We start from the raw sequence: 25,145 nt of genomic DNA, 5'->3' as shown, positions 1-25,145 counted from the left end.
CCCATTTATCGTGCCCTCCACGACTTGGGTTCGATCTTGACCGGCCCCTCTCAGCTCTCCAGGCACAACCGTTCGCGACGAACGCTGCATGCGATGCCGAATGCGAACAAACGACCTCTCGCCCGCGGGACCTTGGGCTCTAGTGGCCGACTGGTGGAAATGGTCAGATTCGAAGAGGCTACTCGACAACGGCAGGAGACCAGCGATGAATAAGGACGATTCGCAACGCCAGAAGAAGTGGACATTTGAGGTCGCAGTAGACCAGCATCCGAACGATACCCGCGCCAAGGCTACGGTTCACTGGCGAGGTCGTGAATTGACCGGAACCGGTCTGGCGCATCGCAATCCGGCCGACCGCGATGTCCCAGCCATTGGCGACCAACTTGCGGTCGCACGAGCCCTGACGGATCTGGCGGACCAGTTGTTCGCCGCAACAGCCTCCGACATCAACGACATCACGCACGAACCGGTGGTTATCTTCCACTAGCCGACGCCAGAGTTGACCAGCCCACCGCGTCGTCGTCATCCCGTTCGGCGAGGTTCAACGAGGCCAGCAATACGTGAGCGAGATTACCGCCCGGGGACGTCGACGACAGGCGCGACAGCCATTAATATCGAGGAAACAATTCCTCTAAATACCCGGAGGCGGGAGACAACGGTGGTGGGCAAACAGCAGTCCGCCCGCAGACCGCGTAATCGGCAACGTGACCGCATTCTTCAGCTGGTCCGCGAACACGACGGGCCGGTCGACGCGCCCGCCCTGGCCGAGAAGCTGAAACTGCATGTGACTACCGTCCGCTTCCACCTCGACGCGCTGTGCGAGCAAGGTGTCGTCGCACGCACACGATTAAGTCCGACGGGAGTTGGCCGTCCCCGCACCGGCTACATCGCCAGACAGGCCGAGCTGGGCTACCAAACTCTCGCCGAGATTCTTTCGTTGGAACTCGGCGCGACGGTCGACAAGCGTCGGTGCCGCGCGGAGCGCGCCGGAAAGCGCTGGGCCCAACGCATCGCCGCAGGCTTGACACAGCCAGCCGACTCGCCAGGGGACGTTCTTGATCGGCGGACAGCCTTGACAGCAGACGTTTTCGACCGGATGGGATTCGGGCCGGAATTGATTCCGACTGAAGATCCAACCAGGCGAACCATCCGCCTGCACGCCTGCCCGGTACGCGAACTGGCTGCCGCTCACCCGGAGGTGGGATGCGCGCTGCACCGTGGACTGCTGGAGGGATTGCTCGGCACTAATCCGAAGCGGCCGGCACTTCGGGCCGAGCTCGAGCCTTTCGTCGAACCCGAACTGTGCATCGCCCGGGTGATCGCCCATGACTGATCTATGCAATCGCAACGATATTGAGGGCCTGCTGCGGCGGTTCTACGGCCGGGTACTCGACGACGACATCCTCGCCGAGGCATTCACGGAAGTGCGTGCCAGAGGGCTGGATTCGCACATCCCGGTGATGTGCGACTTCTGGGAAACGGTGCTGTTTCGGGCTGGCCGTTACCGCGGCAGCGCGCTGGATGCTCATCGAGGTGTGCACCATCGCACCCCGCTGTCCGGTCATCACTTCGTGCGTTGGCTGACCACCTGGCATGACACCGTCGACGAGATGTATTGCGGGCCAGTCGCCGAGCGCGCCAAGGTTCAGGCCGCCCGAATCGCTTGGGCCATGCACCGCCGGCTGACGGGCCGCGATGCGGCTGAACTCGACGTACTGGTCGCGCGCTGACCGCTAAGGCTTGTAGGGATTAGTGAACTGAAGACATACGGGCGGCGTCCTGTGCATGTTCAATATGAACCCTGATCGACACCGCCGGTGCTGCTGCGGCACTCCACCCGCACAGACGTAGAACGCATTCGGATCACGAGGATCCCGCACGTATTGGAGCTCTGCGACGTCGCCGCTGGGACAGGCGTTGAATTCGCCAGTGGGGATACGCATCGGCTGCATGTGCGCCACAGGCAGGCTTGCGACACTTACCCACCCGACGCCGACAACGACGGCTCCGGTGCCGGCCACTTGCTTGATCTTGCCGAACAACTCCGAATCCTTTGCAGCGTTGGTAGTCATCACATTTCGCGCTGTCGCGGTTTCCGAAAAGAGCCTTTCGACCCCGCGCACTCGCCGAACGTCACTGATGACCGCGTAGCCCCGCAGCTGGCCACCGACCAAAGACCCTATTTGGACTAGCACTTCGGCTCTTCCAAGCGCGACAGAAGCCCTATTGGATCGGTGCTCTTGGCCCTATTGCCCAAACCAGCGGAAATGATCGGATCTTCCGATACAGCTCGATGAGGAGGCGATCATGAATTCGGCAGCCCGCCTCGCACGCATGACCGGAACGTCACCAGGTTCATTCGCTGCCGTCACGGGCGCGATGACGCACCAGACCGACGTCTCTGCCGTCCCAGCCCCGTCGGTGGGTTCGTCAATTACGGATGACCATCACCTCAGATGGCGGTGGCCTCTCCACAAGTCACACAGAGGCATGCAGACGATGACGGTCTACCAGCTGACCGATTGTCTTCACGAAAACCGGACGGCCCGGGTACCCGGAGAGCAGATCGCGGCCACGGTATCGGCGTGGCTGGCGGAGTTGGGCGTCCACAGCCCGCTGGCCGACGATTTCTCATACGCAGTGCGAACCGGCGACTGGGCGGCCGCACATACCATCGGCACTCATTTGTCTATCGACGTCAGCGTCACAACCCCGGTATGAAGAAGCTTTTCGCCCCCATCGAGCATCCCGACGTCGCCAAGATCGAGAAGCGGGCACCGTCGGTAGCACGGATGTTCCTCGACCGCATCGCCGCCACCCCGCAGGCAGAGGCTTTCCGGTATCCGCAAGACCACGGCTGGGAAAGCGTGACCTGGCAGCAGGTCGGCGAACGGGTGCGCCACATCGCCGCTGGGCTGATCTCGCTGGGGATCGCCCCCGAAGACCGGGTCGCGCTGGCATCGTCGACGCGTTACGAGTGGGTTCTCATCGACTTCGCCGTGATGTGCGCCGGCGCGGCCACCACCACCGTCTACCCGACCACTATCCACGCCGATGTCGCATATATCGTCGCCAACTCCGGCAGCCGTGTCGTGGCCGCCGAAGACCAGACGCAGCTGGACAAGCTGCTCGAGCATCGCGCCGAACTGCCGGACGTAGGCAAGGTCGTGATCATCGACGGCCAAGGTGACGGCGACTGGGTGATCACCCTCGACGAACTCGAGCAGCGGGGCAAGCAATTGCTCGCTGACTCCCCCAAGGCCGTGGAGGAGCGCACCGCAACCGTCGGACCCGGCCACCTTGCGAGTCTCATTTACACGTCGGGCACTACTGGACGGCCGAAGGGTGTGCGGCTGACCCATGGCGCGTGGACTTACACCGCAGCAGCTATCGACGCTCTCGGGATCCTCGGTCCCGACGACCTCAATTTCTTGTGGCTCCCGTTGGCCCACGCATTCGGCAAGGTCATGCTGGCGCTGCCGCTACAGATCGGGTTTCCGACCGCGATCGATGGTCGCGTCGACAGAATTGTCGACAACCTCGGGGCCCTACATCCGACCATCATGGGTGCGGCGCCGCGGATCTTCGAAAAGGCGCATGCTCACGTCGAGCAGATGATCGCCGAGCGGGGTTGGGTGGCCAAAAGGGTCTTCGAGTGGGCGCTCGGGGTGGGCTTGAAGGTGTCGGCAACACGGCAAGCAGGCAAGAAGCCGTCGTTGTCCTGGTCGTTGGCCTACAAGGCCGCAGACCGGCTGGTGTTTGCCAGGATCCGGGAACGGTTCGGAGGCCGGCTGCGGTTTTTCGTCTCCGCGGCCGCGGCCCTGGACCGGGACGTGGCGCAGTGGTTCGACGCAATCGGCATCATCGTGCTCGAAGGTTACGGCCTCACCGAGACGGCTGCCGCGTCGTTTATCAACCGTCCCCACGCATACCGGTTCGGAACTGTTGGCTGGCCGTTTCCGGCCACCGAGGTAAAGATTGCCGACGACGGCGAGATCATGCTGAAGGGTCCCGGTGTGATGAGCGGTTATCACGACCTGCCCGACGCCACGGCCCAGGCACTCGACCAAGACGGCTGGTTGCACACCGGCGACATCGGTGAAATTGATGGCGACGGATTTCTGCGGATCACCGACCGCAAGAAAGACATGTTCAAGACCTCGCAGGGCAAATACGTTGCGCCCTCGGCGATTACCGCGAGATTCAAGGGCGTCTGCCCATACGTGGCCGAGCTGATCATTTACGGGGAGGGCAAGCCGTACTGCGTGGCGCTGGTCGCCCTCGACGACGAGGAGATCACCCACTGGGCCGCCACGCACGGGCTGGCGGGTAAGTCGTTCAGCGAGATTGCACGCGATCCGCAGACGCGGGAACTAATCATCGGGTACATCGACGAGCTCAACGAGGAACTGAATCGCTGGGAGCAGATCAAAAAGTTCACGATCATCGACCGCGAACTTTCCATCGAGGCCGGCGACTTGACGCCCAGCATGAAGCTACGCCGCAAGGTTGTCGTCGAGAAGTTCGCCGAGCAGTTGTCGGCTCTTTACGAGGAATGATTCGAGTAGTGCGCTTGCTAGGTTCGCACCACGATTACCGGAACTTTCGCCGCGTGGGCCACCGCCGAGCTGACCGAACCTAGGAGCATGCCGGAAAACCCGCCGCGGCCGTGGCTGCCGACCACCACGAGCTGTGCGTGTTCCGACTCGTCAAGCAAGCAGCGAGCGGGAGCATCCGGCACCAGCCGCCGTTCCACGCGCACATCGGGATATCGCTCCTGCCAGCCGGCCAACCGTTCTGCAAGCACCTCGTGGCCCTGGGTTTCGCGATCTTCCCAGCCCCTCCCGAGGATCGCTAACAGCCCATTATCATCGCTCCACGCATGTAGCGCCAGCAGCTCAACCCCTCGTCGCGAGGCTTCCTCGAAGGCCAGCGCGGTCGCCGCTTCCGATGCGGGCGATCCGTCAATACCTAAGAGAATCGGTGCATCCCGGGCGGGCGTCGCGCCCTGCTCCGCATGGATCACGGCGACTGGACAATGCGCATGGCTGATCAGGCCCGTGGCGACCGAGCCCAGCAGCATGCCGCTGACCGCACCCATTCCCACGCTGCCCACCACGACCATCCGCGCATCCTTCGACGCATCCACCAGCGTCGGCACCACCTTCGCATCAACCACCTCGGTGCGCACGTCAGGTAGTTCCAGCTCAGTCGCGTTCGCGCGCAGCGTCTTGCAGGATTCGTCGATTACGGCTTGTGCGGTGTCTTTCCGCCATCCAATGATGTCTGCTTGCACCGATCCAAGCGGCCAGACAGTCACTGGTGCAGCAACGTGCAGCAAAGTAAGGGGCAAGTGGAACATTATGGCCTCGCGGGCCGCCCAGGCAATCGCTTCGTCGGATTCAGCTGACCCGTCAACACCGACTATTACGCCGTATCTCATTGTCGTGTCAGGCATTCCGTGCCCCTCATCTCTTCTACCGCAGAACCATCCGAATAGCGAAAGCGTCCAGTGGCATCACGGCCGCACAATGAGCACGGAGCAATCGGCGTGAGCAACGAGTGCCGGACTGTGCGGACCCAGGAGGTGCGGTGCGTTCCCTGCACTTTCGCTGCCAATGACGACGAGTTGAATTGTGTCGCGGTAACCTTCGAGGTATCGCGCCAGGCTCATACGCGTGGCAGCGACTTCCACTTGCACGTCGGGGTACTGCCGCAGCCAAGGGTCGAGGCGACGATAGAGGCCGGCATAGCCGATCTCGAAATTCGTCCACCGCCGTAGCCCAACGGCCAGTAGCGGAGCTGAGCGCACCCGAGCTTCCTCCATGCCCCAGCGCATGACGTCATCGTTGCCGGCGTAGTCAGCAACCTCCACCACGATAAAGCCGTTCTGGCGCCACGGTTCACGTTCGTCGTGGCGGATAATCGCCACGGGACAGTGTGCGTGTTCGGCAAGTGCGGCGGCAGTCGAACCGAGCAATTTTCGCGCGACTTGCCCGATGCCCACCGATCCGACGCAGATCAGGCTTGCCTCGCTCGACTCGGTGACGAGCACCGAATCGATATCGCCTCTGAGCACAGCTGTCTCGCACTTCACCGGCATACCGGCACCCTCGACCATCGCAGAGGCGTCACGCAGAGCACCTTGCGCGTACTCAAGTTCGAGCGCGAATGTCTCGATCGGCTGGCTGGTTACGTTTGCCCGTTGGATGACGTGGACTAGCCGAAGCGGAACATCTTGGTGGATAGCTTCCCTGATCGCCCATTCGGCGGCTTTCTTCGCCGCCTCCGAACCATCGATACCAACGACAATCGGTCCGGGCGATTCCACATTGGCCATTGCATACTCCCGATCTGTTGGTCGACATCGACGCTATCGGTCGGCCGGCCGCCGGACAGGAGCCATAGGGCCCTTTCGATGGTGGACATTCGACTCTACGGAGGTTACTTGTGGGCCAAGCATCCTGGAGCTCGAAACGGGAACGCTGTTGGAGTAGCCATGGAGACTTTCGTGCTTCGTCCTGCGAGTTGGCCGGTTCTTCAGATGTTCAGCCGCAATCCACTCGTCCGAAGGAGCGATCGCATTGAGGCAGCCGTACTCGCACTGTCCGTCTTGGTCGTTTTGCTGGCCGCTGCTTGTGCGGGCGCACTCGGCACCGTGGTACACGACGCTCGCACTCAGCAATACGCCGAGCAGGCCCGTACGAGACATGCCGTCGTGGCGATCGCTATCGATGACGCCAACGCCATGCCTTCCCCGGAGATCCCTTACACCGTTTACGCGAGATGGCGACTGAACGACACGGACCACGCTGGCAGTCTCACCTGGGATAGTGACGTCAAAGCCGGTGAGCTACTGCATATTTGGGTAGACGACGACGGTAAGCGGGTCGCCTCACCAACGCCGATATCGCGCGCAACAACCGACGCGGCGGTTATTGCGATCGTGACTTGGTTGAGCGTGGTGTTGGCCGCCATGTGGGCGGTGGATGCCGTGCGCACCCATGTCGGCCACATGCGTGACGTCCAGTGGGAACAGGAGATCTGGAACCTCGTCGAGGGCGACGGTGGGCGCACCAACTGGGCACAATGAATCCTCGCAACTGCATCTGCTGGTAGCGCAAAAGCTGCGCAACGTCCCGTTAGCGCTGGCGAGCCACAATCACCGGAACGCGGGCCGCATGGACCACCGCCGTGCTGACCGATCCCAGCAGCATTCCGGCGAATCCGCCGCGGCCGTGGCTGCCGACTACAACGAGCTGGGCTGAGTCGGATTGGTCGAGCAGATGGCGGGCGGGGTTGTCCCACACGATTCGGGGATGAATGGCGACGTCCGGATAACGCTCGCGCCAGCCGGCAAGCCGCTCCGCAAGCGTCTCCTGCGGGATAGCCTGCCGGGCAGACCATTCCATGGACAGAACGCTTGACACGTCGGCGTCTGTGCAGGCGTGCAGGGCAACCAAGTCCACGCCGCGCCGCGATGCCTCGTCGAATGCGATCTCAGTTGCCAATTCGGAAACCGGCGACCCGTCGATGCCCAGCAGCACCGGCAGCTTGGAACGGTCCGGCGCGGGCGGGATCGCGTCGTGAATGACTGCCACCGGGCAGTGCGCGTGATGGACCAACCCGGTGCTGACCGAGCCGAGCAATAGGCGATGCAAGGCATGCTGCCCACGAGAGCCGACCACCACCATTTGCGCCTTCTTGGACATGGCAACAAGCGTGGATACCGGCACCGAGTAGAACAGCTCGCTCTTGATTTGCGGAAGCGCACCATCGCGGCTGCTCTCTTCAACGATCTTGATGGCATCGGCGATAATCTTTCTGCCCGAGGCATCCAGGGCGCGGTCGTCCTCGGCAGGAAGAGGCAGCGGGGCAGTCGACAAGAGCCAAGGCGCTGGACCCCAGGCCGGTGTAACCACGACGTGAGCAAGAACAAGCGGCACCTTCCGCATCCTGGCCTCGTGCGCGGCCCAACGAACAGCACTACTAGACGTTGGTGAACCGTCGACACCTACCACGATGTCCAAATGTATTGCGCGACTGGACATTTTTGGCTCATGCCTCCTTGGATGTCTAATCGTATTTCGGCCGCCACATCGCTTCCCGCATGGCTTGCGCGACATGGTCGTATGTCTCGGTAGCAACCTGATCATCGACGGCGGCGTGATAGACCGCCTCTGCCACAATTGCCGACACCGCTCGCAGGTTTTGGACATCCGGCAAGAGTGAAGCGCCGGGAGTCATCGGGTCAGCTTCTCGCACAATTGCTTTCGCTGCGGCGTGCAGCATCCTCTGGGTCACCCGTTTTGCGCCGGCGACAACCACACCCAGGCCTATGCCCGGAAACGCCAACAAATTGTTGGCCTGGCCAATCGCGTAGGTAATCCCGGAGTATTCCACCGGAGGCACCGGACTACCGCTGGCCAACAGCGCCTTGCCTTCCGACCACGCCAAGGCGTCGGCCGGTGTGCATTCCATGCGCGAGGTGGGATTTGACAGCGGCAGGATCAGCGGTCGCTCGCAGGATGCCATCATCGCCTCAATGACCTCGCGAGTGAAAGCTCCATGCACCGTCGAGCAGCCCACGAGAATGGTCGGCGCGGCCATCTTGATGGCATCGACCAATTCCACCCGGTTCCCGGCGCGCACTCCGAGTCGCTGGCGGCTTTTTGCGTAGGGAACCTGGAAATCACGCAGATCGTGCATATCGTCAAAGAGCAGGCCCTGCTTGTCGATCGGCCAGATCTTCGACACGGCGTCTTCGACGCTCGCGCCATCGGCCACCATCGCATCCCGGATCTGGTCGGCGATCCCGATGCCGGCCGTTCCGGCGCCGAATACAACCACTTTCTGGTCACGCATCGGGATGCCGGTCACCTTCAGCGCGTTGTGCACAGTGGCCATAACCACCACACCGGTTCCCTGCATGTCATCGTTGAACACGCAGTATTTCCCACCGTATGTGCCAAGGATCGCCCGCGCGTTGGCCGGCCCGAAGTCTTCGAAATGCAGCATCGCCCGGGGGAATAGCCGATGAGCGGTTTCGATGTAGCGTCTGATGAACCGGTCGTACTCGGGCCCGCGTCGCCGGGCATGGCGGTTGCCCAGATAGAACGGGTCGCGAAGCAGCTGCTCGTTGTCGGTGCCGACGTCAAGTGACACCGCGATGCTGCGCCGCGGATCGATACCGCCCCCCGCCGTGTAGAGAGCCAACTTTCCCACGGCAATCTGAATACCGCCCACACCCCAGTCGCCAATGCCCAGGATTGATTCGGCGTCGGTGCACACGATCAAATCGACATCGTCAGGTCCGAGGCCGAACGTTTGGAACGATTCGGCGATCTCATCGGGTCGGTCGATACATAGGTAAAGCCCCCGCTGCCCGCGATACTCATCGGAGAAACGCTGGATGGCCTCGCCGACCGTGGGCGTGTACACCACCGGCATCAATTCAGGCAGGTGATCGATCAGCACCTTGTAATAGAGCAGCTCATGGCGGTAGTGAAGTTGTTCGAGAAGAAGATTGCGGGCCAAATCCGTAGATACGCTTTGTAATTGATGCCATACGCGCTCTGCCTGTTGGTCAAGTGTGAGCACTGCCGGCGGCAGCCGCCCCGTCAGCCCCAGCCGTCGCCGTTCCTCGTGGGTAAAGCCGACGCCTCGATTGAGGCTCGGCGTGACCAGAGCTAAGGGGATCTGCGGCACACAGCCGTCAGTCATCGGACATCCTTTCGGCAACTGCTGCGACCGATGCGCTGCGCTTATTACGCCGTTTTGACGATATGGCCGCAATCGAGCCGTCGCTAGGGTCCTTGGACTCTGGACCGGCAAGGTGCCCCAGGTACCGCTGTGCATTGCGCAATCAAGTCAGAAGGCCCATTTACTCGAGGACCTACGACCCTGGTGTCCCGGCACAGACTCTCTAGCGTCGAGTTCGAGTTCGGTGCGGCGGCCATGCGAAGGAGGTGACCGTCCTGATGGGCACTCATTGGCTGGTGATGGACGTCTCTGGCGACGGGGCCACTGCACCCTTCAGTACCCGGCTAGCCGGCGCCGGCCGATATCTGCCGCCGACACATCTGACGACTCACGAATTGATGTCCACCACAAAGCATCACACACATATCGACCTCGAAAGACTGACCGGCATATATGAGCGCCGGATCTCGATCGGAGACGAGGACTCCTACAGTCTCGCGACCTCGGCAGCGTTCGATTGCCTGGCCAGGGCCCAGCAGGACCCGGCGTCGATCGACGTGGTGATCAACTGCAGTATCACGAAGTTCCGCGGCGGACTTACCCAATGGCTGGAACCGTCGATGAGTAGCGCCGTGGCCCGGGCGATCGGCGCCGGGAAGTCCATGACATTCGACGTTTCCAATGCGTGCGCCGGAATGTTGACCGGTGTCACAGTACTCAACAACTGGATCCGGCAGGGCGCCGTCGAGCGAGGGCTGGTGATCAGTGGGGAATACATTTCCCAACTCGGACAGAACGCCGCCAAGCACATACGCAACATCATGAGCAAAGAGCTGGCCTCGCTGACGCTGGGCGACGCGGGTGCGGCGCTGCTGCTTGAACGTGCACCAGTTGGATCCTCTGGGATACGGCTGGCCGGGTTCACCACCGTTGCCGACTACAGTCGACTGTGCCTGGCCTATCCCAAGGGCCGCGATCCGGGCGCCCGAATGTTCACCGATTCTCGGGGCATTCATCGTGCGGCGATCTCGAATACTCCGCTGCTGTTGCACGAAGTCCTCGAGGCCGCTGGCATTTCGATTCACGACATAGACCATGTGATCACCCATCAGACCTCTGCCCGGGCAATCCGCAAAGGCATGGCGGCGGTGTCGGCGTCGTTCGGCGAGTCCCCCCGTCATGATGCGGTTATCACCGTAGACCGATACGGAAACACCGCCTCTACCACCCATACCGTGGCCCTGGTCGAAGAACTGGAGGCCGGGCACATTCAACCGGGAGAGACCGTCGCGCTGATCGCTTTGGCATCGGGTTTGGAGATCGGCGTCGTGCTGCTCACCCTCGACGAGGATTTGGTGAAGCGCTATGGGCACGGTCATTGAGCGGCTCGACGTCACCGGCGGCCGGTGGCGCACCCGCCACAGCGCGCTGCGGCTGACGGTCTCGGCAGCCAGACAATGCCTGCAACGGGCCGGACGGAACGCCGACGACGTGGACCTCCTGGTCAATGCCGGCATCTACCGCGACCGCAACCTTGGGGAACCGGCCCTTGCCGCACTGATCCAAGAGGACATCGGCGCCAACCCTGAAAATCCGCACGCGGGCGCGCACGGCACGTTCTCCTTCGACATTGCGAACGGCACCTGCGGCGTGCTGACCGCGCTGCAGGTCGTTGACGGATTCCTTCGGTCACACACGATCGACTGCGCTCTCGTCGTGACCGGTGATGCCGACCCAGGACATGGTATGAGCGAACACTTCCCCTTCTCCCCGGCCGGTGCGGCCCTATTGTGCGGGTGGAGCAGCAACGGCGACGGCTTGAGCCAATTTCACTGGGCCAACTGCCCCGACGAGGGTGAGACCTTCCGTGCCACAGTCGGACTCGGCGATGCGCGCAACGTGCTTCGGTTTGATGGTTCCCCCACCGCCGAACAGCGGATCGCCGCCGTCGCCGCCGAGGCGGCACGCGGCTGCCTTACCAAGTCGTCGCTCGAACTCGACAACATCGACGCGGTCGTCGCAGCGCCAGCCCTTCGCGGGTACCGCGCGGCCCTTGCCGCCCAACTCGGCCTTCCGCTCGAACGGATCACCGTCGCGGCTGACGAAAAGGTCCACACCGCCTCACTGCCGGCAGCGCTACACCGCATCACCGGTCGCCTTCCGGCCGGCGCTCGGGTGCTGCTCGTCGCGGCGGGCGCCGGGATCACCGCCGGAGCCGCGCTGTATTGCCAGCCCTTCGGGAACTAGTGCGCCCAAGAGGCTTTCGACTCGGTTCGCGTGTGGCGTAATGCCCTACCACGCGGGTTCACGGCGTTGCAATGCTGGAAGCCAATCCGGGCGAAAGGGATATGTGATGAAGGCCAACGTGGGTGATTGGTTGGTGGTCAAGGGCAGGACCAATGAACACGAGGAGCACCGCGGGTTGATCACCGAGGTGCGGGGCGCAGACGGCTCACCTCCCTATATGGTGCGCTGGGTCGACAACGGCCACCATGCTCTGTTTTTCCCGGGGCCTGATGCGATTGTGGTCACCCCGGCGGAACAACAGGCGGCTGATGAGCGGGCTCGGTCACGATTCGCCTTGGTGCAAGCTGCAATTCGACACAACCGTTCCGACGATGATTAATCTGGTCCGTGCGACGCACATCGGGACTGCCCGGATGTACTCGCGTATCCCGGAACACCGGCAGCTGACTCGGTTGCAGACATACATCGTGTTGTCAGCGCTGTGGGCATGGTGCCGGCATCCGTTGTCGCGGAAGTGCCATTCCATCCCTTCGGGCGCGGGTCGCGGAATTGACGAACGTCCAAGCAAGTCGGGACTTCCGTCCCTTCCCCGACCGGCCGCCAAGTAGTGAGCTATCGCAATGGGATTCGAATACCAGAAAGAGGTATAGGTAATGAGTACTTTGCAACAGGCTCAGCCCAGGACGCGCCAATTCGCCCGGGTGATCGGTCCGTTCCTCGTCCTGGTGATTGCGACGACTGTGGCCCGCACCTCCGACATGCGAACGCTCCTTTCGGAGTTCGGCGCAAACTCCGTGTGGCCTTGGGTCACTGGCGCGTTCATTCTGCTGAGCGGCCTGGTTGTCGTTGCGCTTCATCAGTACTGGCGTGGTGCCGCCGCCATCATCGTTTCCGCGCTCGGATGGTTGACGGTGCTCAAGGGCCTGTTCCTGATGGCTTTTCCCCAGACCTATGTCTCGCTCGCCGACTCTGCGCTTGACGCAACCAGCTGGTGGTGGGCCGGCTTCGCCATTATGGGCCTGATCGGTTTGTACTTGACCTACGTTGGTTGGGTTCCTGCACCGAGTCGGCCCACATCCCAGACGACCCGTTCGACGCCCGACGTGCCGCGTGCCGCGTGATGTTGAACAGCACGACTGGCGTCCGCGGTCACTCAGGTCGCAGGGAGTCACGTCGTGCGCCAGAGGTCGACGCCAGATGCCGTGAGTGACTTTAGGCTCTGGAATCGACGGATCACCGTGCTTGCTCGATAGGCTTGCGCTTCATGACCGCTTCGCTCGCTGCCGGACTCACCGACGCCGAGGTGGCCCAACGAGTTGCCAACGGCAAGACCAACGATCTTCCCAGCCGGGCGACCCGCAGCGCGGCCGATATCGTGCGGGCCAACGTCTTCACCCGGATCAACGCGATCCTGGGGATACTGTTCGCCATCGTGCTGGCGACGGGTTCGCTGATCAACGGCTTGTTCGGAGTTTTGATCATCGCCAACAGCTTTGTCGGCATGGTTCAAGAACTGCGCGCCAAGCAGACGCTGGACAGACTCGCGATCGTCGGACAGGCCAAACCGCGGGTGCGCCGCGCAGCCGAAACACGTGAATTGTCACCTAACGAGGTGGTGCTCGACGACATCATCGAGCTGGGCCCGGGTGATCAGATCGTCGTCGACGGTGTGGTCGTCGAGGAGTCCGGACTCGAAGTCGACGAGTCACTGCTCACCGGGGAGGCCGATTCGGTTTTGAAGGCGCCCGGCGACGCCGTGATGTCCGGCAGTTTCGTCGTCGCGGGTGCCGGCGCCTACAGGGCCACGAAGGTCGGACGCGACGCCTACGCCGCGCGGCTGACCGAAGAAGCCAGGAAGTTCACTTTGGTGCGCTCCGAGCTGCGGACCGGAATCAACAAGATCCTGCAGTTCATCACCTATTTGCTGCTTCCGGCCGGGCTGCTGATCATCTATACCCAGCTGTTCACCACGCACGTCGGCTGGCGGCAGTCGGTATTGCGTATGGTGGGCGCACTGGTCCCGATGGTTCCCGAGGGCCTGGTGTTGATGACCTCGATCGCGTTCGCCGTGGGCGTGGTTCGCCTCGGACGGAGACAATGCCTGGTCCAAGAACTCCCCGCCATCGAGGGCCTGGCGCGGGTCAACGTGGTATGCGCCGACAAAACCGGCACATTGACCGAAAACCGGATGCATGTAACCGATCTGCAGCAGCTGAACACGGCGGATATGGACACGCTCACGGATGTCCTGGCGTCGATGGCCGCCTCCGATGCCCGCCCCAATGCCAGCATCCAGGCCATCGCCGACGCCTACAACAACCCGCCCGGCTGGACCGTCACAGCCAGCACTCCGTTCAAGTCGGCCACCAAGTGGAGTGGGCTCTCCTTTGGCGAGCACGGCAACTGGGTACTCGGGGCACCCGACGTGTTGCTGGACTCATCCTCAGCGGTCGCCGAGCGGGCCGAGCAGCTCGGATCACGCGGACTACGGGTACTACTACTGGGCCGCATCGACCTGCCGGTCGACCATCCAGACGCACCAAGCCCAGTCATCCCGGCCGCATTGGTCGTGTTGCAGCAAAGTATCCGCGCCGACGCCCGTGAAACCTTGGATTACTTTGGTGCACAGGGTGTTTCCGTAAAGGTGGTTTCCGGTGACAATGCCGTCTCAGTGGGCGCGGTGGCATCAGCACTGGGCCTTGCCGGGAATGCGGTGGACGCTCGTGACTTGCCCGCCGACGCGGGTCAACTGGCTGAAATGCTGGAGAGGTACACCGCCTTCGGCCGGGTCCGGCCGGACCAGAAGCGCGCGATGGTGAGGGCACTGCAATCGCGCGGCAACACCGTCGCGATGACCGGGGATGGTGTCAACGACGTGCTGGCTCTCAAGGACGCCGATGTCGGCGTTGCAATGGGAGCCGGCAGCTCCGCGTCGCGGGCGGTCGCCCAGATCGTGCTGCTGGACAACAAGTTCGCCACCTTGCCGTATGTGGTGGCCGAAGGCCGCCGGGTGATCGGCAACATCGAGCGGGTAGCCAACCTGTTTCTTACCAAGACGGTCTACTCGGTGCTGTTGGCGCTGCTGGTTGGCATGGCCGGCCTGGTCGCCAAAGCGACGGGTGCCAAGTCGCTGATGTTTCCGTTCGAGCCGATTCAGGTGACGATCGCGGCGTGGTTCACCATCGGGGTCCCCGCATTCATTCTGTCGCTGGCGCCCAACAACGAACGCGCCCAACCCGGGTTCGTTCGCCGGGTAATGATGGCCGCGGTACCCAACGGCGCGGTCGCCGGGATCGCCACGTTTGCGTGTTACCTGTTGGCTTTCCGAGGGCCCGCGGCCACCCGTGCGCAGCAGATGCAGGCGTCGACCTCAGCGTTGATCACCCTGCTGGTGATCGCTGTGTGGGTGCTGGCGGTGGTGGCCCGGCCCTACAGCTGGTGGCGGGTGGCATTGGTTGCGCTGTCGGGTGCGGCGTACGTCGTGATCTTCAATATTCCGCTGACACAGCACAAGTTCGGGCTCGATCCGTCGAATGTCGCATTGACCGCTGCCGCGCTGGAGATTGGCGTTTTCGGCGCAGCGATTGTCGAAGCACTGTGGTGGTGGCAAGCCTCGACGCGCGGAGCATCGCCGCGCTTGTGGCGCCAGTCGGAGGTGTGACTCTCGCGCCACCGGCTTCTAGGCGAAAGTGGATTCCGGGCTGGGTTCGGGGCCGAACCGGAAACGGCGGCCCGTCACCGAAGTCGGAAGAATACGAACGTAATGCTGCTTGAGCGTGGCGGTCCAGGGCAGCAGTTGTGCCCGCTGAGCGTCTTTTAGCTCCTCGTCGGTATGCAGCGTGCGGGCCGTACCCTTCACGATCACGCTCCAGCCCTCGGCCGCATTGTGGTCGTCGGCCTCGAAAAGAACGTTATTGTTGATGGCGGTGCTGACCAGCTTGGTTCCCTCCGCGGTGCGAAAGAGGATGGTTCGTCGCTGTACAACGAAGTTGACCGGAAAGATCTCGGTCTGGCCCTCGACGCTTGTGACGAGGCGCCCAAGCGCCACACTGCCCAGGAGATCCCAACTTTCGCTGACTGAAAGGATCGTGACCGGCTCGCAACCCGATTCCTTGTTCATCACGTTGTCAACGATATGACCGCCGCGGCCGGCTTTTACAGCATCTTTTGTCCTCCAACATGAGGACTTCCGACCCTGCTATTGGCGGCGTGCCGGGCGGACAGTGGCGTCATGGAGCGCCTGACAGCGCTGGACGCCAGCTTTCTTGAGGCCGAGGACTCAGATCCGCACGTGAGCTTGGCGATCGGTGCGGTGTCCGTAGTCGCTGGGCCGGCTCCCCGGTATGACGAGTTCGTCTCCGCTTTCGCCAAGCGGGTACGCGCAATTCCCCGCTGCACGCAGACACTTCATACCCATCCATTCGACCTCGGCCCACCGGAGTGGGTGGAGGACCGGCATTTCGATATCTCGCATCATGTATATCGTGTCGCACTGCCAGACCCCGGCGACGATGCTGAGCTGTTCCGGATGATCGCGACTCTCATGCAGCAGCGCCTCGACCGTGAGCGCCCACTGTGGGAGTGCTGGATCATCGAAGGCCTCACCGACGACCGGTGGGCGGTCCTTGTGAAACTCCACCACTGCATCGCCGACGGCATTGCCACCACCCAGATGCTGGCGAAGCTCAGTGACAGCGGCCCGGGCGATACGTTCGCGAAAAACATTCGCGCTGCCAGGGAACCGGAAGGACGCGCCCTGCCCCTACTCCCGACGAACACGAACCCGATGGCCTGGTTGTCCCGTACGTGGCATGCCGCGGTCGCGGCAACCGCTGCCGCACAACACGCCGCGGTGGGCGTGATTGAGCTGACCACGAGTCTGCTGAGTTCGCGGCCGGAGTCGTCGCTGACGGGACCGTTGACCACGCTGCGGCGCTACACTGCGGCGAGAGTCAAACTCGCCGAGATGGAAAAGGTTTGCCGCGCTTTCGATGTCACGATCAATGATGTGGCATTGGCCGCGATCACCGACAGCTACCGCAATCTGCTGATCGGCCGGGGTGAACAGCCCCGACACGATTCGTTGCGCACCCTGGTTCCGGTGTCAGTCCGGTCGATGAAAGACTTTCACCGAACCGACAATCGAGCCTCAGCGATGCTACCGCTATTACCGGTCGACGAGCCGGATCCGGTCAGGCAGCTTGAACTCATACACTCTCGCCTGATGACAGCCAAGGACAGTGGCCAGCGCGAAGGTGCCACCGCATTCCTGTCGATGGCCAACACAGTCCCGTTTGCATTGTCCGCCTGGACAGTTCGATTCTTAACCCGGTTGCCGCAGCGTGCGGTGTCAGCCTTGGCCACTAATGTCCCCGGACCTCGTAGTCGGCAAAAACTGTTGGGCCGCGAGGTGCTGGAAGTTTTGCCGGTACCACCGATTGCGCTGGGCCTGCGCACGGGTATCGCAATGGTGAGCTATGCGGACAGTTTTATCTTCGGTATCACCGCCGACCACGACAGCGCCCCCGACGTCGATCGACTCAGTACTGGTATCGAACATGCGGTGGCACGACTAGCGGCGCTCAGTCGGCGTCGTCGACGCCAGCGCACACGACCCGTCACCCGAACTCGACGGTATGCCCGGGCATGACGCGTTGCACCTCACCACGGCACTCGATGTCGATCCCGTAACTCTGTTCGGAATCCGAACTGACCTTGGCGCGACGGCCGTGTACCTCCAAGTGTAGGCGGTGGCCGCGATACCGCAGCGGAAATGCGAGCTTCCCTAGGGATTCTGGCCACAACGGACTGAGAACGATGCGATCGGAGCGGAATTCCAGACCGGTGAAACATCGCTGGATCAAGTCGACGCTGCCAGCCATGGCCGCCAGGTGAATGCCCTCGGCGGTTGTGCCACCCTGGATATCGGCGATGTCGGACAGCAGGGCCTGCCGGAAATATTCCAGCGCCCGGTCGCGGTCACCGCGGGTCAGCACCCACGAATGCACGACGGCGCTCAAGGTCGATCCGTGTGAGGTGCGGGATCGGTAGTAGTCGATGGTCTTCGGGATCTGGTCAGGGGTGAATCGATAGCCGAGCCGACCGAACAGTTCGCGCAGCTCGTCGGCGGAGAGCAGATAGAACAGCATCAGCGCGTCGGCTTGCTTCGATGCCTTGTAGTAATTGACGTTGTCGTCTTCAGCCTCCAGAATCCGGTCCAGACGACCGATGTTGCCGTATCGCCTGCGATACGCGGCCCAATCCAGCTCGGTAAGCTGCTCATAGCCCTCAAATTGGCTGATCACGCCATCGTGAAACGGCACGAACATGCGCCGGCTCACGTCGTCCCACCGGTCGAGTTCCGGACCGTCGATACTGAGCCTTTCCAATAGATCGAGTCGGTCCGACAACGGCAGCAACTCGAGTGCTTCCATGGCGCGTACGATCACCCAGACTGCCATCACGTTGGTGTAGGCGTTGTTGTCGACACCGTCGTAGATGCGCCCCGGGTAGCCCGAGTGAAACTCGTCGGGCCCGATGACGCCGCGGATCGCGTAGCGTTCGCGTTCAGTATCAAAACTGGCCAAACTCACCCAGAATCTGGCGATTTCGGCGAGCATCTCCGCTCCGTAGTCGACCAGGTAGTCGGTGTCGCCGGTCACCTGGTAGTACTGCCAGACGTTGTAGGCGACGGCGATACCACTATGGTGGGCGCGTGCGCTGGGATCGGGGTTCCATCGGCCCGAACGCGGGTTCAGGTGCAGCTCCGGACTTTCTTCGCGACCGTCACTGCCCGATTGCCAGGGAAACATCGCGCCGGCATAACCGGCCTCAGCGGCGGCGCGGCGGGCCTGCGGCAGCCGCCGATAGCGATACTGCAAAAGCGATCGGGTGACCATCGGCAGATGCATGTTCAGGACGGGAAAGATCAACAATTCGTCCCAGAAGATGTGCCCGCGGTAGGCCTCGCCGTGCAGGCCGCGCGCCGGCGCCCCGACGTCGAGGTCAGCAGTGTGTGGTGACAGGGTCTGCAAGAGGTGCAACAAGTGCAGGCGCACAATGCGAAGTTCGTCGGGGTTGTCGCCGATATCGACGTTGAATCGTTCCCACAGATGTCCCCACAACAGCGTGTGACTTCGCAGAAGCTGGGCGAACCGACCGAGGCGGCGTAGCTGTTGTTCAGCCTCGTCGGCCGGTCGGGATATCGCTCGGTCGCGGCCGGTGACAATGGTGGCGACCTTCTCCAGGGTCACCGATTGCCCGGCCATCAGGTTGATCGCGATATCGTGGCCGATGCGCGCCGGATCCCGCACTAGGCGATAATCGGCCCGTGCCGGTTTGTCGCCACACCACACGGTGGTGCGCGCCGCGATGGCGATCCGTATCCGGGACGTCACGGTGGCAACTCCCAAAAGCACTGAGTCGCCGGACAACTCGCGCGCCTGGGTCACTGTGAGGTGCTTGCTGGACAGATTCCGGTAACGTTTCACCAACCGGTTCTGCACGTCACCGTGTATGGCGGAGCGGAATTCTATTGTGCCGGACCAGTTCTCAGCTCTCACCGTCGCTTCCAGGGCGGCTACATGGGGTTGATGCATAGACGCGAATCTGCGTTGGGTCACCGAGCTGACCCGGCCTTCAGGGTCGCGGAAGCGGAACTCGGTGGTCAATGTCGCCCCGCGCAGGTCCAAAGTTTGCAGATAGGACAACAGCTCGACATTGTCGGTGTCGAGCCACGGCCCGGCCCCGATCCGAAATGTCAACGGCAGCCAGTTCGGCAGGTTTACAAGGCTTTCGTTGCTGACGGTCCGGCCCTCGATCCGGTCGGTGAGGCGATTGTAGATGCCGGCGGCGTAGGTGCCCGGATAATGAACTTCTCCGGCAGACGACTCCGGCGCGCAGCCGCGAGTGGCGAAGTAGCCGTTGCCCACCGTGCACAATGCCTCGCGCAGCGGCTCGGCGCCCGGGTCATAACCTCCGAACGTGAAAGTCCACGGATTGCTGCTTTGGTCGTGCGCTGCCGCTAGCTCCTGCGCCAACCGATAGAGGAATTCGCGCACCGCGTCGGGGCCGTCCAACGCGAACCGGGCAGCCGAGGGACGGTCACCGTCCTCGTCGTGGCGCACGACGATCCCGACGCCGATGTCTCGCACCACGTCGAAAGCGTCCTCGTCAGTGAGATCGTCACCGATGTAGACCGGTAAGAGTGGATCGGGCTGGGCAATCCGATGCAGGATCCACTCCAGCATCGTCCCTTTGTCCCACGCGACGTCCGGTCGAAGTTCGATGACTTTGCGTCCGGTAGTGACCTGAAGGCCGCTGCGCAGCCCTACCGCGCGCACGGTGGCTGTCACCTCGCGAACTACCTCCGGGGCGGCGTGGCGGTAATGAATAGCCACCGCGAACCGCTTGTGCTCCACACGAATACCGTGTGAATGCGCAAACCGTTCCCGCAATTCGGCGGCCGCGCTTCCAAGCACCTCGACGGCCGACGCGGCGGCCTCGTACCGGTGCCGTGAGCCATCGGGTGCCGTCAACTCAAAGCCGTGACTGCCCCCGTACCAGATACCGGGCAGTCCGACACGCGCGGCGACGTCGGCCAGGTCACGTCCGGACAGCACAGCGACCTCGCACTGGGCGGCCAACGCCTTGAGTGCCTCTGCGGTACCCTCGACCAACGTTGCAGCGTCGGGATCGTCGACGATGTCCGACAGAGTTCCATCGAAGTCCAGCAGGACCGCAAGGCGTCGCGTCGCGGCCGCCGCGGCGATTTGGCCGTAGGATTGCAACGCATCGGGAAGCGTTGGCATCCGACGGTCACCGGCGCGCACTGCAATAGCAGCGAGGTCGCCCACCACCGTATCCGCACCGCTTCGGCGCAACTCGTCGGCATGCTCAGTTCGATCGACACCGATAACGAGGCCGAACCCGGCATCACGGCCCGCGCTCACGCCGGCGGCGGAGCCTTCGATAGCGACGCACCGGCCGGCCGCCACATCAAGGCGTCTTGCGGTTTCGAGCAATACAGTCGCATCCAGCGTTACAGCGCCGTCGACTTCAACGGGAGAAATGTCGCCAATACCGGGAGTAATGAAGCCTTGCCGCCAATCAGGGCAAGATGAATGGATGCCGACGCGCACCCCGGCGTCACGCAACTTGCGTACGAACGCGACGACGGAAGCGGCCACCGCTGCATCGGTCGCTACGCCGTCAAGGTCGAAGACCACCGCATCGTAGTAGCGCGGATCGACCGTCACCGGCGCCATATCCATCGCTCGAACTCCGGAACTAACGGATTTCCAGTACCTCGCCGAGCGGCCGTCGCGGCGTCGGTGCAGGCAGGTCTTCCATGGGTGGTGCTATACCAGCGCGAATCAACACCTGTGGCTCCCCGCGCCCGCCGATAAGCCCACGCACGATGTCACGGCTTTGGTCCAGTTCGATCAGATGGGTCAGCGTGCACGTGGCCAAGCCGGCCATCGTGCACTCCAGTAACACAGTGGACAGAGTTTCGCCGCAACCAAGCGCGTCGCGTCGGCTGTCCTCCGCGGTGGACAGCACAAGGATCTTCGCCCAATCCACTGCGACCTCGCTGCGGCGCTCGCCAAGGCCACGAGCGGGGAAATCGCGCGCCACGTCCACCCGCCGCCGTTCCGAGGCGGATGCCAGCGCCTCCGGCGGTACACCCTCAGATAACGCGAATGGCGATGTCCACCATTGGAGTTCGGCATGATACGAAGCATCGTCCCGGCGCAGCGCTTCGGTGAGCTGCGAGGCTTTGGCCAGTTGCGGCCGGGCGTCATCGTCGAGCACGTCAAGCATCGCGATGCTTTCGTCGACACGGCTGCGCAGCACTGGTTCGAAAGCCGGCCAGTAGGTCGGACGCCCTAGTGGAAGCCGATCGGTTCGGCGTTGCAGGATCGCGTCTGCGCGCTGACGGGCGGCGTCGGTGACAAAATCGAGCGCTGCGAATTCGATTGACGCCAAATGGTCCAAGTTGTTGGGGTTGGGAAACCGATCGACAATTGCGTGCCAACCTGCCGCCATCATCGCGATGCGAAGGTGATCAAGGGCAGCACCACAACTGATGATCGCTTCTCGACCGGAACGATCCGCCCTAGGCACCCGCCGATGCCGATCGAGGAAAAGTTGCAGCACTTGTCCATTGGAAACCCAGTTCCACGGCTGGCTGTTGTGCACGGATGGAGCGCGGCACGCCAGCAACACCGCTCTCTCAATGACCGCGATGTCCGGGGCCGCTCGAGACATGTCGGGCTCCTTGGTTGAGGTTCTCTGACGTCGACGCTAGCCATCGCCCCATTCGCCCTCCAGGGTCCTTGGTCCCATTGGGCAGAGCACTGACCCGGTCCGCACCAAGGGCTTATGGCCACGTTTCGAGTGACTTAAGCCTCCTCAACCACCGAATCGCATGCTCCTAACGTTGGCGACAGCGGCCCCTGTGGCCTCGTCCTAGCTGTAAGGAGATGCAAAATGTCTGCCCCGACAAGCTATTCGGGCATCTTGGTCGGCGTCGACGGATCACCTGCCTCGAACTGTGCCGTCGATTGGGCGGCACGCGACGCCGCGATGCGCAACGTGCCACTCACGATCGTGCACGCCGTCAAGCCTCTAGGGGTGACGCTGCCCAAAGCGCCGATGCCTACAGCCTTTGCGCGGTGGCAGGTAGAGCGGGGGCAGGAGGTCATCGACGACGCCGTCAAGATCGCGCAGCAAAGCAGCCGGAGCGGCGGTCCGGTCAAGATCGAAAGCGGGGTGTTGTTCGCGCCCATCGTTCCTGCTTTGGTCGACTTGTCCAAAGAGGCCCAGCTGGTCGTGGTCGGCTCCCGGGGGCGAGGGGCAGTAGCCCGAACCCTACTGGGCTCGGTGAGTTCTAACCTGATCCAGCACGCGCACAGCCCAGTTGCGATCATCCATGACGAGGACCCGTTGATGCCGCATCCGGCGCAAGCCCCGGTGCTCGTGGGGATTGACGGTTCGCGGATGTCGGAGCTGGCGACCGCGATCGCCTTCGACGAAGCCTCGTGGCGAGGTGTGGAGCTCGTCGCGCTGCACGTCTGGAGCGACGTCGAAGTGAACGATTTCCCCGCCATCGACTGGCCCGCGATGAAACCGCAAGCGGAGGAGATCCTCGCCGAGCGTTTGGCCGGCTGGCAGGAGCGCTACCCCGACGTGACCGTGCGACGCCTGGTGGAGTGTGACCACCCCATTTACCACCTGATAAAGCAGTCGGAATCGGCGCAGCTGACGGTTGTGGGCAGTCATGGCTGGGGTGCATTCGCAGGTATGTTGCTGGGCTCGGTCAGTGCGGCGCTGGCCCACTCGGCCCGGATGCCGGTGATCGTTGCTCGCGAGGCGTAGCAGCGTATCGCCATGAGTGCAGTGGCACCGACCACCGCAGCACCGTCCCACCGTCGGGTGGGGTCTCGATCGTCAGGCTGCCACCGATTTCGGCAGCACGACGGCGCAGGTTCCTCAGGCCATAACCGCCACCGTTGATCTTCTGCGGCATGCCTAGACCGTTGTCGGCGACTTCGATACACAGGTCGTCTCCGACATTGACAATGACGTTGAGTACGGTGGCGTGGGCGTGCCGGACGGCGTTGCTGACCGCTTCCCGCACAACGGCTTCCGCATGATCAGCGACGTCTGCGTCCACCACTGCCGGCGGGCCGATGAACTCGACGGTGGTCCGTAGGGCGTTGCCGGAGAATTGGGCGATCGCCTCCTCCAGCCGTTGCCGCAGCCGGCTGCCGGCCGCCGGTGGGGTGTGCAGGTCGAAGATCGCCGTACGGATTTCCTGGATCACTTGTTGGAGATCGTCGATGCTCTCGGAGAGGCGTTGTTGCACTTCCGGTACCCGCGCTCGCGGTACGGCTCCCTGCAGCGTGAGTCCGACGGCGAACAGACGCTGGATAACGTGATCGTGCAGGTCCCGTGCAATCCGGTCGCGGTCGGTCAGCACGTCGAGTTCCCGCATCCGGCGTTGAGAGCTCGCGAGCTGCCACGCCAGTGCGGCCTGGTCGGCGAACGCGGCCAACATGTCGAGCTGCTCGTCGTCGAACTGGTGTGTGCGAGGGTGGCCGAGCGCAACAAGCACACCCGCGACCGCGTCGCTGGTACGTAGCGGAAGTACCAGTGCGGGACCTGGGGGAATGAGCGGGTCGATGCCCAGATCCAAGTCGTCGAATCGTCGCGGGGTCCGGAGCCGGAACGCTTCACCGACGGGTGTGCCGTGCACCGGAATCACGGCTCCACCGACCGGGATCGACACCGCACCCGCCGCATCGGTGACCACCAGTTCGACGACCTCCGAGGAAGCCATATCGGGGTCGGCGGGCACCGCAACCAGGGTGGCTGCGGCCTTGGTCAGCAGCAGCGCCTTGTCGGCGACCAGCCGGAACACCGTCGCGGGATCGGCGCCATACAGCATTTCCGTGGCAATGTCGCGCGTTGCCGTAATCCAGACCTGACGGGTTCGTGACTGCTCGTAAAGTCTGGCGTTGGAGATCGCGATACCGGCCGCGGCGGCCAAAGCCTGCACCAGAACCTCGTCGTCCTCACTAAACGGTTGACCGTTCCTTTTTTCGGTCAAGTAGAGGTTGCCGAACACTTCGTCGCGAATCTGCACCGGAACACCGAGAAAAGTTCGCATGGGTGGGTGATTGGGCGGAAAGCCGACGGACGCCGGATGTTGTTGGATGTTGTCCAACCGAATTGGTTTCGGGTCGTCGATCAGCACGCCGAGAACACCGCGGCCCTGCGGAAGCTCCCCGATGAGCGCGCGGGTGTCCTCGTCGATGCCCTCGTAGACGAACTCGACCAGGTCGTGGCCCTGCCCGCGTACTCCGAGGGCGCCGTACTCGGCGTCAACCAGTTCTTTCGCGGTATGCACGATCCTGCGCAACGTCGCGTCCAGCTCAAGACCCGACGTGATAGCCAGCATCGCCTCGACCAGCCCGTCAATCCGGTCACGGCCTTCGACGATTTCCTCGACACGGGCCTGCACTTCGACCAGCAGCTCACGCAGGCGCAGTTGCGACAGGGTCTCGCGAAGGGGGTGCATCCCGCGATCCCCGTACTGGCGGAAGTCGTCGGTCACACCAGGATTGTGGCACCGGCGCACGCTCTACGCATGCACAATAGGATTGCTGTCCGACGATGCCGCCCTGGTACGT

The 25,145-nt window shown here is 62.9% G+C and carries 21 protein-coding genes; 13 read left to right on the top strand and 8 right to left on the bottom strand.

Going from position 1 to position 25,145, the window contains the following annotated elements:
• Positions 1-205 precede the first annotated feature (205 nt).
• The 5 genes from G6N47_RS14915 to G6N47_RS14895 all read left to right on the top strand — a co-directional run bounded on the left by G6N47_RS14915 (position 206) and on the right by G6N47_RS14895 (position 4,559).
• Positions 206-487 (top strand): DUF1876 domain-containing protein, encoded by a 282-nt coding sequence (locus G6N47_RS14915; protein ID WP_083132547.1) that lies wholly within the window; start codon positions 206-208, stop codon positions 485-487.
• A 174-nt stretch (positions 488-661) separates the two neighbouring features.
• The gene (locus G6N47_RS14910; RefSeq protein ID WP_083132640.1) at positions 662-1,333 is read left to right on the top strand and encodes a helix-turn-helix transcriptional regulator; all 672 of its coding nucleotides are present in this window, start codon (positions 662-664) and stop codon (positions 1,331-1,333) included.
• The gene (locus G6N47_RS14905; RefSeq protein WP_083132546.1) at positions 1,326-1,730 is read left to right on the top strand and encodes a group III truncated hemoglobin; all 405 of its coding nucleotides are present in this window, start codon (positions 1,326-1,328) and stop codon (positions 1,728-1,730) included. The genes G6N47_RS14910 and G6N47_RS14905 overlap by 8 nt, the downstream gene beginning before the upstream one ends.
• A 769-nt stretch (positions 1,731-2,499) precedes the next feature.
• Complete coding sequence (locus G6N47_RS14900; RefSeq protein WP_372517466.1) at positions 2,500-2,721, top strand: hypothetical protein; 222 nt, start codon at positions 2,500-2,502, stop codon at positions 2,719-2,721.
• Positions 2,718-4,559 (top strand): AMP-dependent synthetase/ligase, encoded by a 1,842-nt coding sequence (locus G6N47_RS14895; RefSeq protein ID WP_083132544.1) that lies wholly within the window; start codon positions 2,718-2,720, stop codon positions 4,557-4,559. The genes G6N47_RS14900 and G6N47_RS14895 overlap by 4 nt, the downstream gene beginning before the upstream one ends.
• A gap of 17 nt (positions 4,560-4,576) precedes the next feature.
• Here G6N47_RS14895 and G6N47_RS14890 read toward each other — a convergent pair whose 3' ends face one another.
• Both G6N47_RS14890 and G6N47_RS14885 read right to left on the bottom strand, forming a co-directional pair.
• Positions 4,577-5,458, bottom strand: coding sequence for a universal stress protein (locus G6N47_RS14890; RefSeq protein ID WP_083132543.1), 882 nt, complete (start codon positions 5,456-5,458; stop codon positions 4,577-4,579).
• Positions 5,459-5,518: 60 nt separating this feature from the next.
• Entirely contained in the window at positions 5,519-6,340 is an 822-nt protein-coding gene (locus G6N47_RS14885) for a universal stress protein (protein WP_083132542.1), read from the bottom strand.
• 78 nt (positions 6,341-6,418) lie between these two features.
• Between G6N47_RS14885 and G6N47_RS30435 the strand changes: the two genes are divergently transcribed.
• On the top strand, positions 6,419-7,093 hold the full coding sequence (locus tag G6N47_RS30435; protein ID WP_428839062.1) for an Rv1733c family protein: 675 nt from the start codon (positions 6,419-6,421) through the stop codon (positions 7,091-7,093).
• A 49-nt stretch (positions 7,094-7,142) separates the two neighbouring features.
• On the opposite strand, the gene G6N47_RS14875 is transcribed toward G6N47_RS30435, so the two are convergent.
• Complete coding sequence (locus G6N47_RS14875; RefSeq protein ID WP_083132540.1) at positions 7,143-8,051, bottom strand: universal stress protein; 909 nt, start codon at positions 8,049-8,051, stop codon at positions 7,143-7,145.
• A gap of 25 nt (positions 8,052-8,076) precedes the next feature.
• Positions 8,077-9,723, bottom strand: coding sequence for an NAD-dependent malic enzyme (locus tag G6N47_RS14870; RefSeq protein ID WP_083132539.1), 1,647 nt, complete (start codon positions 9,721-9,723; stop codon positions 8,077-8,079).
• Positions 9,724-9,980: 257 nt separating this feature from the next.
• Between G6N47_RS14870 and G6N47_RS14865 the strand changes: the two genes are divergently transcribed.
• The 5 genes from G6N47_RS14865 (at position 9,981) to G6N47_RS14845 (ending at position 15,610) form a co-directional block, all read left to right on the top strand.
• Positions 9,981-11,084: a 3-oxoacyl-ACP synthase III family protein gene (locus G6N47_RS14865; RefSeq protein ID WP_083132639.1), complete on the top strand. Its 1,104-nt coding sequence runs from the start codon at positions 9,981-9,983 to the stop codon at positions 11,082-11,084.
• Entirely contained in the window at positions 11,068-11,949 is an 882-nt protein-coding gene (locus tag G6N47_RS14860) for a 3-oxoacyl-[acyl-carrier-protein] synthase III C-terminal domain-containing protein (protein WP_083132538.1), read from the top strand. Before G6N47_RS14865 ends, G6N47_RS14860 begins: the two co-directional genes overlap by 17 nt.
• A 106-nt stretch (positions 11,950-12,055) precedes the next feature.
• The gene (locus G6N47_RS14855) at positions 12,056-12,328 is read left to right on the top strand and encodes a DUF1918 domain-containing protein (protein ID WP_083132537.1); all 273 of its coding nucleotides are present in this window, start codon (positions 12,056-12,058) and stop codon (positions 12,326-12,328) included.
• A gap of 274 nt (positions 12,329-12,602) precedes the next feature.
• On the top strand, positions 12,603-13,070 hold the full coding sequence (locus tag G6N47_RS14850; protein ID WP_083132536.1) for a hypothetical protein: 468 nt from the start codon (positions 12,603-12,605) through the stop codon (positions 13,068-13,070).
• A 143-nt stretch (positions 13,071-13,213) separates the two neighbouring features.
• The gene (locus G6N47_RS14845) at positions 13,214-15,610 is read left to right on the top strand and encodes a cation-translocating P-type ATPase (RefSeq protein ID WP_083132535.1); all 2,397 of its coding nucleotides are present in this window, start codon (positions 13,214-13,216) and stop codon (positions 15,608-15,610) included.
• Between the two features lie 18 nt (positions 15,611-15,628).
• Here G6N47_RS14845 and G6N47_RS14840 read toward each other — a convergent pair whose 3' ends face one another.
• Positions 15,629-16,069: a pyridoxamine 5'-phosphate oxidase family protein gene (locus G6N47_RS14840; RefSeq protein ID WP_083132534.1), complete on the bottom strand. Its 441-nt coding sequence runs from the start codon at positions 16,067-16,069 to the stop codon at positions 15,629-15,631.
• Between the two features lie 111 nt (positions 16,070-16,180).
• Here G6N47_RS14840 and G6N47_RS14835 point away from each other — a divergent pair, with 111 nt between their 5' ends.
• Complete coding sequence (locus G6N47_RS14835; protein WP_083132533.1) at positions 16,181-17,599, top strand: WS/DGAT/MGAT family O-acyltransferase; 1,419 nt, start codon at positions 16,181-16,183, stop codon at positions 17,597-17,599.
• Here G6N47_RS14835 and otsB read toward each other — a convergent pair.
• Together otsB and G6N47_RS14825 are read right to left on the bottom strand one after the other, a co-directional pair.
• Positions 17,568-21,215 carry a trehalose-phosphatase gene (otsB, locus tag G6N47_RS14830; RefSeq protein WP_083132532.1) on the bottom strand — a complete coding sequence of 1,216 codons (3,648 nt, stop codon included), beginning with the start codon at positions 21,213-21,215 and terminating at the stop codon, positions 17,568-17,570. The two genes, G6N47_RS14835 and otsB, sit on opposite strands and share 32 nt — an antisense overlap.
• Before the next feature lie 22 nt (positions 21,216-21,237).
• Complete coding sequence (locus G6N47_RS14825; RefSeq protein WP_139799560.1) at positions 21,238-22,218, bottom strand: Acg family FMN-binding oxidoreductase; 981 nt, start codon at positions 22,216-22,218, stop codon at positions 21,238-21,240.
• Between the two features lie 222 nt (positions 22,219-22,440).
• On the opposite strand from G6N47_RS14825, the gene G6N47_RS14820 reads away from it, so the two are divergent.
• Positions 22,441-23,328, top strand: a complete 888-nt coding sequence (locus tag G6N47_RS14820) for a universal stress protein (RefSeq protein WP_083132531.1) — start codon at positions 22,441-22,443, stop codon at positions 23,326-23,328.
• On the opposite strand, the gene G6N47_RS14815 is transcribed toward G6N47_RS14820, so the two are convergent.
• On the bottom strand, positions 23,270-25,069 hold the full coding sequence (locus tag G6N47_RS14815) for a sensor histidine kinase (protein ID WP_372517465.1): 1,800 nt from the start codon (positions 25,067-25,069) through the stop codon (positions 23,270-23,272). The genes G6N47_RS14820 and G6N47_RS14815 overlap by 59 nt on opposite strands.
• Between the last annotated feature and the right edge of the window lie 76 nt (positions 25,070-25,145).

It is taken from the genome of Mycobacterium branderi (assembly GCF_010728725.1).
In the GTDB taxonomy this organism is placed as follows: Bacteria; Actinomycetota; Actinomycetes; order Mycobacteriales; family Mycobacteriaceae; genus Mycobacterium; species Mycobacterium branderi.
This window is presented reverse-complemented; position numbering and strand designations above follow the sequence as displayed.

Excerpts from the sequence above, each read along its gene's own strand:
- G6N47_RS14870 (WP_083132539.1), bottom strand. The coding sequence starts at position 9,723 with ATGACTGACGGCTGTGTGCCGCAGATCCCCTTAGCTCTGGTCACGCCG.
- G6N47_RS14915 (WP_083132547.1), top strand. The coding sequence starts at position 206 with ATGAATAAGGACGATTCGCAACGCCAGAAGAAGTGGACATTTGAGGTC.
- G6N47_RS14895 (WP_083132544.1), top strand. The coding sequence starts at position 2,718 with ATGAAGAAGCTTTTCGCCCCCATCGAGCATCCCGACGTCGCCAAGATC.
- G6N47_RS14850 (WP_083132536.1), top strand. The coding sequence starts at position 12,603 with ATGAGTACTTTGCAACAGGCTCAGCCCAGGACGCGCCAATTCGCCCGG.
- G6N47_RS14885 (WP_083132542.1), bottom strand. The coding sequence starts at position 6,340 with ATGGCCAATGTGGAATCGCCCGGACCGATTGTCGTTGGTATCGATGGT.
- G6N47_RS14900 (WP_372517466.1), top strand. The coding sequence starts at position 2,500 with ATGACGGTCTACCAGCTGACCGATTGTCTTCACGAAAACCGGACGGCC.
- G6N47_RS14835 (WP_083132533.1), top strand. The coding sequence starts at position 16,181 with ATGGAGCGCCTGACAGCGCTGGACGCCAGCTTTCTTGAGGCCGAGGAC.
- otsB (WP_083132532.1), bottom strand. The coding sequence starts at position 21,215 with ATGGCGCCGGTGACGGTCGATCCGCGCTACTACGATGCGGTGGTCTTC.
- G6N47_RS14890 (WP_083132543.1), bottom strand. The coding sequence starts at position 5,458 with ATGCCTGACACGACAATGAGATACGGCGTAATAGTCGGTGTTGACGGG.
- G6N47_RS14820 (WP_083132531.1), top strand. The coding sequence starts at position 22,441 with ATGTCTGCCCCGACAAGCTATTCGGGCATCTTGGTCGGCGTCGACGGA.
- G6N47_RS14875 (WP_083132540.1), bottom strand. The coding sequence starts at position 8,051 with ATGTCCAGTCGCGCAATACATTTGGACATCGTGGTAGGTGTCGACGGT.
- G6N47_RS14855 (WP_083132537.1), top strand. The coding sequence starts at position 12,056 with ATGAAGGCCAACGTGGGTGATTGGTTGGTGGTCAAGGGCAGGACCAAT.
- G6N47_RS14860 (WP_083132538.1), top strand. The coding sequence starts at position 11,068 with ATGGGCACGGTCATTGAGCGGCTCGACGTCACCGGCGGCCGGTGGCGC.
- G6N47_RS14865 (WP_083132639.1), top strand. The coding sequence starts at position 9,981 with ATGGGCACTCATTGGCTGGTGATGGACGTCTCTGGCGACGGGGCCACT.
- G6N47_RS14905 (WP_083132546.1), top strand. The coding sequence starts at position 1,326 with ATGACTGATCTATGCAATCGCAACGATATTGAGGGCCTGCTGCGGCGG.
- G6N47_RS14825 (WP_139799560.1), bottom strand. The coding sequence starts at position 22,218 with ATGTCTCGAGCGGCCCCGGACATCGCGGTCATTGAGAGAGCGGTGTTG.
- G6N47_RS14840 (WP_083132534.1), bottom strand. The coding sequence starts at position 16,069 with ATGAACAAGGAATCGGGTTGCGAGCCGGTCACGATCCTTTCAGTCAGC.
- G6N47_RS30435 (WP_428839062.1), top strand. The coding sequence starts at position 6,419 with ATGGTGGACATTCGACTCTACGGAGGTTACTTGTGGGCCAAGCATCCT.
- G6N47_RS14845 (WP_083132535.1), top strand. The coding sequence starts at position 13,214 with ATGACCGCTTCGCTCGCTGCCGGACTCACCGACGCCGAGGTGGCCCAA.